Here is an 11723-nt window from a genome sequence, read left to right as displayed (position 1 = left end):
AAGGAGCACATCTGAGAGAGCGGTTATGGGCTTGTTTGAAGATCTCAGCAGTTTTTTAGAGTCGCGCCTGGAAGAGTTTTTGCGGAATAATCCCCATTTGGAGTTACAGGCACTAGCGGAAAAGCTGCGCGAACAGGAAGAAGAAACGATTCGACTGCTAGCTGATCTGCAACGTCGGGAGAAATCCTTGCAGGATGAAGTCCTGGAGACTGCTCAAGAAGTGCAACGCTGGCATATGCGAATTGAGAAGGCAAAGTCAGTGGGCAGGCTTGACCTGGCAGAACCCGCTGAAGCCCGTGAAGCGGCTCTGTTGCGACAGGGCAACCAACTCTGGGCACAAATGGAGTTAGTCAAAAACCGGATTAAACAAACAAAGGATTTGCATCTCCAGATCCAACAAAAGCGGCAAGAAGTGAAGCAAAAACTGCTAGAAGTGCAAGCTCAAGCTGCGAAAACTGCCTATCAGCCTGAGCAACGGTGGCAGACGAGTGGTTGGACTCAATCCGGATATAACTTCCGTGACCCCACCGACCCGTTAGAGCAAACCTTTCGCCGCTGGGAGATGGATGAGGAGCTAGAGCAACTCAAACGCAACATGGGTAAGTAAGCTTACTGACGTGAATTACACCATACTCAGCGACATCAAATCGTCTGCCATATCAAAGTTGGCAGTGACACTCTGCACATCTTCTAGATCTTCTAGAGCATCCATCAATTTCAGCAACGCCTGGGCCTGATCAGGGTCAGCGACTTCCAGGGTATTGTTGGGAATCCACCGCAATTCTGTCTGCACAATGCGATAGCCCTGATCCTTCAAGGTTTGCTGCAAAAACTCTAGATTTGTGACCTCGGTGAAGACATCGGCAATGGGTTCGCCTTCCTCTTCGGTGACCTCATAGGACTCCGCACCACCTTCCAGCGAGGCTTCCAACAGGGCATCTTCATCGGTGACATCGGCAACCGTGACAACCCCTTTTTGCTCAAACATCCAGCCAACACATCCGGTTTCACCCAGGTTGCCGCCTCGTTTGCTAAAGGCAGCCCGCAAATCGGCAGCGGTGCGGTTGCGGTTGTCGGTCAACGCTTCAATTAGAATGGCAACCCCACCAGGACCATATCCCTCATACCGAATGGCTTCCATGCTATTGTCTGCGCCCAACTTGCCAGAGCCTTTAGCGATCGCCCGTTCAATGTTTTCGTTTGGAATGCCTGCTGCTTTTGCTTTTTCGATCGCCGTTCGGAGTTGAAAATTTCCTGCTGGATCAGGAACGCCACTGCGAGCCGCAACGATAATCTGTCGTGAAATTTTTGCAAACGTCTTACCTTTGACAGCGTCAACTCTTGCTTTCTGTCGCTTGATGTTTGCCCATTTGCTATGTCCAGCCATGAATTGCGAGTAACGTACTAAATAACCTTCCAAAACTAGGATATAGCAATCCTAAAGGCGTTGTGGGAGTCGAAATCGAGTCGCTCCCAGAATACAAAAAACACCACCGATCGCGATCGTCATCGGTGCGCCAATCCAACTGGCAAGGATTCCTGCCGCCAGATTACCCAGAGGAACCATGCCCATAAACGACATGATGTAAAGACTCATAACTCGCCCCCGTTTGTCATCCTCCACCAGGGTTTGAACGATGGTATTGCTAGAGGCAAATTGCAACAGAAAACTAAAACCCACAACTGCCATCATCACCGTTGAGAACCAAACGATACGGGAGGCAGAAAACCCAATCAACCCCAACCCCATCACAGCGGGAGCAATGCCAATTAAGCGTCCTAACCCCGTTATTTGCCGACGCAGACTGAGGTAAGCACCCGCCATCAGGGCACCAACCCCTGCCGCAGACATCAACAATCCCAACGTCGGCGCACCTCCCTGCAAAATCTCATCAGCAAAGATGGGAGCCAGTGCCAGATAGGGCATTCCCATAAAACTGACGATCGCCACCAGACCGAGAATCGGACGAATGGCAGGGTGATTGCGGGTGTACTCAAATCCCTCCCAAAATTGGCGATAGAGGCTGGTCAAGGAAATTGAATCACTCTTCAATGTCGCTCTAGGCTTGATTCGCATAGCTAAAAATGCGGCAATGACCGGGATGTAACTCAACCCGTCAATCAGAAAGCAGTACCCTGCCCCCGTTGCAGTAATAATCAGTCCAGCGATCGCTGGACCCACTAATCGCGCCCCGTTAAACAACGAAGAATTGAGGGCGATCGCATTCGGTAATGCGGCTCGGTCTTCCACCATTTCAGAGACAAATGCCTGTCGAAGCGGTGCATCAAAAGCATTGATACAACCCTGAACCAGCGAGAGCACTAAAATGTGCCAGATTTGAATCATTCCCGATAGAGTCAAGCCTGCTAATGCCAGCGATTGCACCATACCTAACCCCTGAGTCAGTACCAGTGCCCGTTGGCGGTTGTAGCGATCGCCTAAAACACCCCCAATGGGAGCCAACAAAAAACTGGGAATCTGGCTTGCAAATCCCACCGCTCCTAATAAAAAAGCAGAATGACTGAGATGGTAAACAAGCCAAATGGTGGCAATGCGGGTCATCCAGGTGCCAATCAGCGAGATGCCCTGTCCTGTAAAAAAGAGGCGATAATTTCTAAATTGAAAAGCCGGAAGAGTAAATTTACGAATAACAGCAGGTTGCACCATAGTTCTTCTAATACACTGACTGACCGAGGAATTACTGATATATGTTGTACTTCGTCTGTGATCAAAACAACGTTGTAAATGAGATGAAGAACTTGTGTGTTGCGTCTTCAGTAAATTCCTCATTCATTCCTTGTAATGGTTCTTTCAGAAACCGGAAATCACTCTACTCTCTAAAAAAGTTTGAAGTTACAATAAACCTACAAATAACTACTAGCTTCATACCTTTTATTGATTAAAATTCTCCTAAGATAATATTTACATCACCAATATCTACTTAAATTTGTTCGTAAAACTCTACGTTCATCGTGATTCCCTAGTTGTTATCCCTTTTCTTTAGTCTTGAAGTATGGAAAAGGGAATTTTAATAAATAGCTAAAATTTAAAATTAGAGATGTTGACTAATGTTCCCTGACTTTGAATCGCATAGTCCCTCAAGCGATGAAGGTAAAACGAAGGAACAACTGATCCGTGAACTTACTGAAATTCGATCGCGTCTTTATAGGCTTGAGACAGGTCAAGCAAATCCCATGCAAGCTACTCTCGATTTGCAAAAGAAACATGATTTCTTGCAAAACATTTTTAACACCGTACCTCAAGTCCTTTATATTTTTGATCTATCTCAAGGGCATATTGTTTATATCAATGATCAGATCACCGAGATTTTAGGATACCAACCCCAGGAGATTTATCAATTAGGACTGGAATGGCTTGCAAACTGCATTCATCCTGATGATCGCTACCTGTTGCACGAAACCTCTCGACGATTTCTTTACCTGCGCGATCGAGAAATTCTATCGTCGGAATATCGCTTGCAGAATGTTAATGGTGAATGGCGTTGGATGAGCAATCGAGAGGTCATCTTTAGCCGTCATGAGGATGGCACCCCGAAAGCAGTACTAGGTTGCGTTACTGATATTACAGATTACAAGCAAGCCGAAGTAGCCCTACGCCAAAACTCAGCTAAACTGCGAGAGGCTCAACACTTGGCCCACCTGGGAAGCTGGGAGTTTGATACAACCACCTATACGATGCGGTGGTCAGAGGAAACCTTTCGGATTTTTGGCTTTGACCCGTCGCAACCTGAACCGACCTATGCTGAATTTTTGCAGTGGATCTATTTAGATGATCTGCCCCGGTTTGAACGTTTTTTAGAGCGGGCAATTCGAGATGGGATCTTTAGCGAGGGGGAATATCGCTTAGTTCGCCCGAATGGGTCAATTCGTCACATTAACTTTAGAGTTGAGGGCACCTTTGACTACCAGGGGCAGGTAAAAGGACTGTTTGGAGTCGTCACAGATGTCACAGAACGCCGCCGATTGGAACAACTGCTGCGATCGCAAGCCGAGCGAGAACAACTCCTGGGGCTTGTGACCCAACGCATCCATCAATCCCTGGATCTCGATGAAATTTTGACCACTGCTGTCACGGAGGTGCGGCGCACCCTGCACGCCGATCGCGCACTCATTTTTCGGTTCCATTCCTCCGGTGTCGGCTCTGTTATTAAACAAGCCATCTTGCCTAGCTACCCTATTCCGGTGCAGACGTTTTCGTTGGAGGAATGTCAACCTCCAGAGCAACTGGATTTCTGCGGCGATCGCCAACCACAAGTGATCTACGATGTAGCATCCCATGAATGGGCTTCCTGTCTGGCGACGTTGATGCAAGATACCGAGGTGAAATCAGAAGTTGTAGTCCCGATTGTGCAAAATGCAAACGGGTCAACGCATATTTGGGGTTTATTGATTGTCCATGCCTGTTCTCAGCATCGGCGATGGCAAGCGGCAGAAGTGGAGCTATTGCAACACATCAGTGAACAGTTGGCGATCGCAATTCAACAATCTGAACTATATCAACAGGTTCAGCACTTTAACCTCAACCTGGAACATCAGGTACAGCAACGCACGATTGAATTACAAGCGGCTCTGTATTTTGAAGCGGTGCTCAAACGCATTACTGATGCCGTGCGAGACTCCCTCGATGAAGCTCAAATCTTGCGGACTGCTGTCGAAGAACTGGCGTTTGCCCTCAGGGTAACCTACTGCGATACAGCGTTGTATAACGACGACAAAACCACCTCTACAATCTTTTATGACTGTGCGCCTGAATCGCTGTCTGCTCAGGGGCAGGTGATTCAGATTGACCAGTTTCCCCATGTCTATGCTCGACTCCTGGAAGGGCAGTACGTGCATTTCTCAACGCTGGTGGATGGACTCGATCCCATTCGTCCCGGTGCGCTCTATTCCACCATCCTCGCCTGCCCGATTCTCAACGATCAGGAAGTTTTGGGAGACTTATGGCTCCGCAAAGCCCCGAATGAAGTGTTTGATGAACAAGAGATTCGGCTCGTACATCAGGTGGCAAACCAATGTGCGATCGCTCTCCGCCAATCGCGTCTCTATCAAGCTTCACAGGCGCAAGTACAGGAATTGGAACAGTTAAACCGCCTGAAGGACGACTTTCTCAGTACGATCTCACACGAACTTCGCACGCCGCTGACCAATATCAAAATGGCAACCCAAATGCTCGAACTTACCCTCCGGCAACTGGGTGTCTTGAATTCTGAAACAGGCAGTTCTACACCTTCCAATACAGTCGATCGCTACTTTCAAATTGTCAAAACAGAGTGTCAACGAGAAATTAGCCTGGTCAATGATTTGCTTGATCTCAACCGCTTAGAGGCAAGTTCAGAACCTTTAAATCTCATCACCGTGGAACTGCAAACCCTGGTGCCTCAGATTGTGCGTCCGTTTGTTACTCGCATCCACGACCAACAGCAACGACTTGAGGTCGAGATTGCTGATGATTTGCCCCCGATTAGAGCAGATTTGTCGGCTTTAGAGCGGATTTTGGCAGAGTTACTCAATAACGCCTGCAAGTACACCGCCAGTCACGAAACAATTGCCATTTCAGCGTTTGTCAATGCTCAAAGATCCGCCGTTTGGATACAGGTCAGTAACTCAGGGGTTGAGATTCCGGAGGACGAGCGCGATCGCATCTTTGAGCGGTTTTATCGCATTCCTAACCACGACCCATGGCGATATGGAGGCACAGGGTTAGGACTGGCATTGGTCAAAAAGTTGGTGGAACAATTAGGGGCAACGATTCAGGTTCACAGTGACAACAACACAACGGTATTTACGACTATTTTCCCCTATGAAAATTAATCCTAATCAAAGCTTTAAGTTTATGAAGAAGGCTTAAACCATAGATAAATTAATAGGTTTAATCTTCTTAATAATTAGTAATTTTTCGTAAACTAGTAAGGGTAGGTTATGGTGCTAACCCTCTATGTTGCAATCAAGCCAGCGCGACAAGCTTGACAATACCGATGATACTTTTTTCTACGACTTTCCTCGGTTTGTCACACACGTTGATGAGGGGTTTATTCAACAACTGACTAATCTATATCGAGAAAGGCTTAAACCGCAAACTCGTATCTTCGACATGATGAGCAGTTGGGTGTCTCACCTGCCGGATGAGATGCAGTTTGAGCATGTCGAAGGGCACGGCATGAACGCTGAAGAACTGGCAAAAAACCTTCGGCTCGATCACTACTTTGTTCAAAATCTCAATCAAAACCAGCAATTTCCGCTTCCTGATCAATCCTTTGATGCCGTGTTGAATACGGTTTCGGTGCAATATTTGCAGTATCCCGAGGCTGTATTTGCTGAGATTTATCGCGTGTTGAAACCGGGTGGAGTGGCGATCGTCAGTTTCTCCAATCGCATGTTTTTCCAAAAGGCGATTCAAGCGTGGCGAGATGCTTCTGAAGCAGGGCGAGTCGAGCTAGTCAAAAGCTATTTTGCATCGGTGACGGGGTTTAGTGAGCCAGAGGCGATCGCCCGTTCTTTCAACGTTCCTAGCTTTTTGCAGATGTTGGGTGTGCCGGGGGGTGATCCATTTTATGCGGTCATTGCCTATCGTCAGGGAATATCAGAAAACAGGCAGCTAGAGAATTAACCGTTAGATAGAGGACAGTGGATAGTCGCAAAGGTTAAAAAGATATTAAGGGGGAAGAGGTGAAGTACGTTTCAATCCCCATCCCCCAAGGACTTATCATTTAACCCACAGGCTGAAGTACACCAGGTTGCCGCAATTCCTGCAAGGTGGCACTGCCTGTGCAAAATAAAACAGTAATCAGTTCCGCAATTAAGGCATCGCTGAGGGCATACAGAGCCGCTTCAGACTCAGCCGCCGCTTGTAGAAACGGCAAGGCTAACCCACCCAAATCCGCTCCCAGGGCGATCGCCTTTGCCACCTCTAGCCCATTCCGCAGCCCACCGGAGGCGATGAGTGGAATGTTGGGGGCGATTGCCCGAATCGAAGTAATGCATTCAGCCGTAGGCAGACCCCAGTCTGCAAACGTTGCCCCCAGTCGCCGTTGTTGAGCATCCTTAGCCCGTTCACTCTCGACCCGCGCCCAGGAAGTGCCACCCGCTCCGGCGACATCGATCGCACTCACCCCAGCGTCGATTAATTTTTGCGCCATGATTGCCGAGATGCCATTGCCCACCTCTTTAGCAATCACGGGAATGGGTAGTTTTTCACAGAGAACTGCAATTTTTGCCAGTAACCCTTTGAAGTTGGTATCTCCTTTTGTCTGCACACACTCCTGCAATGGGTTGAGGTGCAGCACCAGGGCATCTGCTTCCAGCCAATCCACCACTCGCAGACATTCATCCAGTCCGTAGCTATAGTTCAGCTGCACCGCACCCAGGTTGGCAAAGAGGAGGATATCGGGGGCGATCGCCCGTACTGCAAAGGTTGGCCGCACATCCGGATTTTCGATGGCCACTCGCTGTGACCCCACCCCCATCGCCAGACCATAGTGCTGCGCGACCTCGGCTAGGCGATGGTTAATCACACGAGCAAGCTCCGTTCCCCCAGTCATGGATGAGATCAGCAACGGAGCTTTGAGAGCTTTGCCCAGGAAAGGGGTGGAGAGATCGATATCAGCGCGATCGAGTTCTGGCAAACAACAGTGGGTAAATCGATATCGCTCTAGCCCCGTTGTTTGCTGAAACTGCACATCGTCTTCGAGGCAAACCCGCAGGTGGTCTGCCTTGCGCGATTGGGTGGCGATTGCCTGTTCGGCAGGAGCAGCGGTCGGAGCGGTCAACGTTGGATTGGTCGGGGAATTAATGGGTAAATTCACAGGGTGAGCGATCGCTTCATCATCGTCAGTATCAATCGTCAATTGTCAGCTATGACGTTGTCAGGGGTCAATCTCAGGCAGAGGTCAATCTCATCGTTTAATCAACTCCACCGCATCGCGTCCATCCAACTCCTGCAAATAAACCTTGACTTTTTCCTCCTTAGCAGTGGGCAGTTTCTTCCCGACAAAATCAGGGTGAATCGGCAATTCTCGATGTCCGCGATCGACTAACACCGCCAACCAAATTGCCGATGGTCGCCCGTACTCTGTGATGGCGTTTAGGGCTGCTCGAATGGTGCGTCCCTTGTAGATCACGTCATCCACTAAAACCACAATCTTGCCCGACAGGTCAAAGGGAATCTCAGTTTTCTCAGGGGTTCGCAGGTTAATTTGATCTAGATCATCCCGATAGAAGGTGATGTCCAATGCTCCGACTGGTACCTGCACCTGCTCCAATGCCTCAATTTGTCGCGCCAGCATGTTAGCCAGTAAAACCCCTCGTGTGTAGATGCCCAACAGGGCTATCTGAGAGACATCTCCTGCTCGTTCAATCACCTGCGAAGCGAGACGGGTCATCGTGCGACGCAATTCGTCAGCCGATAAAATTTCAACGACTTCAGAGGACATAGTATTAAAGCAAGTAGTTTTTAAGAGTACACAATCTGTTTCATCTATTGTGTAATACACCCTGGAACTTGTGTGGGGTTGATTGTAAAAACGCTCGTGTGAGATAACCGCATGACCCGTTATTTGATCAAGCGTGTGTTAGGAGCGATTCCAACGCTAATTGCGATTAGTTTAGTGGTGTTTGGCTTGTTGGCGATCGCCCCCGGTGATCCATTAGCGCAATTTGCCACCAATCCCTCGATTACGGAAGAGGTGCGGGAAAACATTCGGCGATCGCTGGGGTTAGATCAACCGATACCCATTCGCTATGTCAAATGGGTCTGGTCTTTTGTGCAGGGCAACATGGGCTTTTCGTTTACCAGTCGTAGCCCGGTCAATGAGTTAATCTTGCAGCGATTGCCAACGACGTTGTGGGTTGTTGGTTCTGCCTATGTGATCTCAGTGCTGATAGCGTTGCCATTGGGAGTGTTGTCAGCCCTCAAGCGTCACTCTCTGCTCGATCGAACCATTACCCTGGTGGCGTTGATGGGTTTCTCATTACCCACTTTTTTTACTGGGCTGGTGTTCATCATCGTGTTCAGTGTGCAGTTGGGCTGGTTGCCCTTCATCTACAACAGCACGTTGGAGTTGAATAGTGGGGAGGCGATCGTAGCTCAACTCAAGCAATCCATCATGCCGATCGCCGTTCTTGTGTTGTTTCAAGCGGCAGTCCTGATGCGATTCATGCGGTCTGCCATGCTGGATGAGATGCCACAAAATTATGTCCGTACTGCCCATGCCAAGGGATTGCATCAGGGGGTTGTGGTCGTTCGGCACATACTGCGAAATGCACTAATTCCCGTGGTGACACTGGTCGCGCTGGATTTACCAACGATCTTTACCGGAGCACTGGTGACAGAGCAAATCTTTCGGGTTCCCGGTATTGGGGCACTGCTAATTGACTCGATTTACCAAAACGATACACCTGTCATCATGGCAATTACCTTTATCTACGCCATTCTGGTGGTTGTCTTTAACCTGATAGCGGATCTGCTCTATGGCGTACTCGATCCGCGAGTGCAGTTTCGTTGAGGCTCAACTTTCAATCAGTCCCTTGTTTCACAACGATTGATTTAGGGCAAGTTCATCTATAGCAACTGTCGAAACAGTTCATACAAGGAAGTGTGAGGGCTGCGCCTCCGGTCAGGGGTTCCACCCCTGCACCCCGTTCTAACCAACCCCTCGGTTGCTATAGCCCTCTTCTGTCACTCTCTTTGTAAACAAATCTCATACAAACCTCGTTTCCAAGCTCCTGCCTGGAAATGGAGTGACGGAGGCTCTGCCTCCTAAAGCAACGGTTGGAGGCAGAGCCTCCATGCGTACATTCCTAGCTAGAAGCTAGAAGGCTTACGTAAAAATACTCTCCATCCAAAATGATTAAAGAGGGATAGAGGTGGCATAAGAAGCCAGGGTTAATCGAACCGACACAGGTCGGTTTTGCTCCCATAGCAGCAGTTTCAACCACTAAAATCCTTTGGAGCAAATCATACCAATTTAATGTTTGATTGTGGCAGATCCCTGGGTAGGGGCGTTTCGCGAAACGCCCTTACGGAATCATGGGCAGCGAAGCCAATTCAAATTGGTATCAGAAAGGGCTTAGCATTGCCAAGCCCGCACAGGATGAAGCGATATAGCCTTAGCCCCATTCGTGGGGCAGAGGCAAGAGCAAACCGAAAGCCAGCTATTGATGCAGATGCGGCGAGTGAGAATGATCAATTTCCTTCATTGCCCGCCCCACCAGAGCATCCTCCTCTTCCGGAGCGCGTGCCACCAGTTTGTGACGGCTATAGAAGACGAAATAGGCAATCATCACCACCAGGAACAGGGCAACACCCCATACTCCCGGACGATAAGCCTCATCTGAAAAACAGGCAAACAGCGCAATGACGGAGAGGACTGAACCAACGGCAGCACCGGGAATTCCCAGGGGGCTGACGTAGGGACGGGGCAGGTTGGGACGTTCAAGCTTCAGCTTAATGTAGGCGATCATCACCATCGTGTAGGAAATGACTGCTCCAAACACTGCCATATTCAACAGAGCAGGACCCACCGTTGTACCACCAAACTGAATCAAAAAAGCACAGGCAAGACCAATCAAACTGCTGACGATAATGGCGATCGCCGGAGTATGCCATTTGCTGATGATCGAAATCCAACGGGGGTAGTAACCTGCCCGTGACAGGGAAAACATGACCCGTCCTGCTGCATAAAGGATGGTGTGGAAACTGGCAACCAGTCCTGTCAGAGCTGCAATTGTCAGCAAGCGAAACACCAGGCCATCGCCAAAGATGACCCGAAATCCATCGGCGATCGGGGCACCACTAATACCAACGGCAGCGGCTCCGCTGACAGGGACTCCATCAGCAGTCGTCGCTTCAATTGGTAAGCCTGGATTCAGCACCAGCACCAGCAACGATAAGCCCAACAGGGTCACAATCCCCCAAATCAAGGCTTTCGGAATGTCGCTAACGGTGTTGTGTGCCTCCTCAGCGGCAAGGGGTAACTGCTCGATCGCCAGGTAAAACCACATGGCATAGGGTAACGCTTTGAAAACGCCTTCCCAGCCAAAGGGTAACCAGGTTGGCTGCCCCTCCGAGGGTGCAATGTTAAACAGCAAACTGCCATTAAACTGACCGGAAACGATCACAGAAAGCCCAAAAATCAGCAGAATCGCTGCGGCGATCGCTGTCACCACTAAACCAATCTTGAGGGTCAGTTCTACCCCCCGGATATTGATAAATGCAAAGATGCCATAGTACAAAATCCACCAAATGGGTACAGGCACTCCGGGAATCAGGGTTTGCATGTACGCTCCGATGAAGAAGACAACGACAGCCGGAGTAATGACGTATTCGATGGTGTCTGTTACACCACAGATGAAGCCGCCCAATGGGCCAAAGGCGTTTCTGGTAAAGGAATAAAACCCGCCCGCGTGAGGCAGAGCTGCGGTTAACTCAGCGATGCTAAACACCATGCAGACGTACATCACCGCCATCAAGAGGGTGCCGATCGCCAACCCCCCAAAGCCACCCGCGCTTAAGCCAAAGTTCCAGCCAGAAAAATCACCAGAGATGACTGCGCCGACTCCTAACGCCCACAGCAAAACCCAACCTGCGCTGCGACGTAACTGTCGTTTTTCGAGGTAATCATCCCCGACATCCTCGTAGCGCACAAAACCTTTTTGATTTGGATCGCTCATAGGTGAATACTCAACAAAAAATCTCAGCCACAAGA

The 11723-nt window shown here is 49.3% G+C and carries 9 protein-coding genes; 4 read left to right on the top strand and 5 right to left on the bottom strand.

Features of this window, described 5'->3' with window-relative positions; translation table 11 throughout:
• The first annotated feature begins 25 nt into the window (after positions 1-25).
• Positions 26-607 (top strand): TIGR04376 family protein, encoded by a 582-nt coding sequence (locus tag H6G89_RS05480; RefSeq protein ID WP_190504242.1) that lies wholly within the window; start codon positions 26-28, stop codon positions 605-607.
• Between the two features lie 15 nt (positions 608-622).
• Here the strand turns inward: H6G89_RS05480 and H6G89_RS05475 are convergent, their stop codons facing one another.
• Positions 623-1387, bottom strand: coding sequence for a YebC/PmpR family DNA-binding transcriptional regulator (locus H6G89_RS05475; RefSeq protein WP_190504241.1), 765 nt, complete (start codon positions 1385-1387; stop codon positions 623-625).
• A 51-nt stretch (positions 1388-1438) separates the two neighbouring features.
• Positions 1439-2668, bottom strand: coding sequence for an MFS transporter (locus H6G89_RS05470; RefSeq protein WP_190504240.1), 1230 nt, complete (start codon positions 2666-2668; stop codon positions 1439-1441).
• A 527-nt stretch (positions 2669-3195) separates the two neighbouring features.
• On the opposite strand from H6G89_RS05470, the gene H6G89_RS05465 reads away from it, so the two are divergent.
• Together H6G89_RS05465 and H6G89_RS05460 are read left to right on the top strand one after the other, a co-directional pair.
• A complete protein-coding gene (locus tag H6G89_RS05465) occupies positions 3196-5832 on the top strand; it encodes a sensor histidine kinase (protein ID WP_190504239.1) in 2637 nt (878 codons plus the stop codon).
• 124 nt (positions 5833-5956) lie between these two features.
• Positions 5957-6628 (top strand): class I SAM-dependent methyltransferase, encoded by a 672-nt coding sequence (locus H6G89_RS05460; RefSeq protein WP_190504238.1) that lies wholly within the window; start codon positions 5957-5959, stop codon positions 6626-6628.
• A gap of 100 nt (positions 6629-6728) precedes the next feature.
• Here the strand turns inward: H6G89_RS05460 and fni are convergent, their stop codons facing one another.
• Positions 6729-7751 carry a type 2 isopentenyl-diphosphate Delta-isomerase gene (gene fni, locus H6G89_RS05455; protein WP_375539683.1) on the bottom strand — a complete coding sequence of 341 codons (1023 nt, stop codon included), beginning with the start codon at positions 7749-7751 and terminating at the stop codon, positions 6729-6731.
• A 162-nt stretch (positions 7752-7913) separates the two neighbouring features.
• Positions 7914-8450 carry a bifunctional pyr operon transcriptional regulator/uracil phosphoribosyltransferase PyrR gene (gene pyrR / locus H6G89_RS05450; RefSeq protein WP_190504237.1) on the bottom strand — a complete coding sequence of 179 codons (537 nt, stop codon included), beginning with the start codon at positions 8448-8450 and terminating at the stop codon, positions 7914-7916.
• 111 nt (positions 8451-8561) lie between these two features.
• On the opposite strand from pyrR, the gene H6G89_RS05445 reads away from it, so the two are divergent.
• On the top strand, positions 8562-9521 hold the full coding sequence (locus H6G89_RS05445) for an ABC transporter permease (RefSeq protein ID WP_190504236.1): 960 nt from the start codon (positions 8562-8564) through the stop codon (positions 9519-9521).
• A gap of 649 nt (positions 9522-10170) precedes the next feature.
• On the opposite strand, the gene eat is transcribed toward H6G89_RS05445, so the two are convergent.
• Positions 10171-11688: an ethanolamine permease gene (eat, locus tag H6G89_RS05440; RefSeq protein ID WP_190504235.1), complete on the bottom strand. Its 1518-nt coding sequence runs from the start codon at positions 11686-11688 to the stop codon at positions 10171-10173.
• Between the last annotated feature and the right edge of the window lie 35 nt (positions 11689-11723).

Origin of the sequence: Oscillatoria sp. FACHB-1407, from assembly GCF_014697545.1 — a bacterium.
GTDB lineage: Bacteria > Cyanobacteriota > Cyanobacteriia > Elainellales > Elainellaceae > FACHB-1407.
Note: the sequence above shows the minus strand (reverse complement) of the source record. Positions and strands in the feature narration are given on the sequence as shown.

Bases quoted from the DNA above. Each gene is read 5' to 3' on its own strand.
- H6G89_RS05480 (WP_190504242.1), top strand. From the start codon at position 26: ATGGGCTTGTTTGAAGATCTCAGCAGTTTTTTAGAGTCGCGCCTGGAA.
- H6G89_RS05475 (WP_190504241.1), bottom strand. From the start codon at position 1,387: ATGGCTGGACATAGCAAATGGGCAAACATCAAGCGACAGAAAGCAAGA.
- H6G89_RS05470 (WP_190504240.1), bottom strand. From the start codon at position 2,668: ATGGTGCAACCTGCTGTTATTCGTAAATTTACTCTTCCGGCTTTTCAA.
- H6G89_RS05465 (WP_190504239.1), top strand. From the start codon at position 3,196: ATGCAAGCTACTCTCGATTTGCAAAAGAAACATGATTTCTTGCAAAAC.
- H6G89_RS05460 (WP_190504238.1), top strand. From the start codon at position 5,957: ATGTTGCAATCAAGCCAGCGCGACAAGCTTGACAATACCGATGATACT.
- pyrR (WP_190504237.1), bottom strand. From the start codon at position 8,450: ATGTCCTCTGAAGTCGTTGAAATTTTATCGGCTGACGAATTGCGTCGC.
- H6G89_RS05445 (WP_190504236.1), top strand. From the start codon at position 8,562: ATGACCCGTTATTTGATCAAGCGTGTGTTAGGAGCGATTCCAACGCTA.
- eat (WP_190504235.1), bottom strand. From the start codon at position 11,688: ATGAGCGATCCAAATCAAAAAGGTTTTGTGCGCTACGAGGATGTCGGG.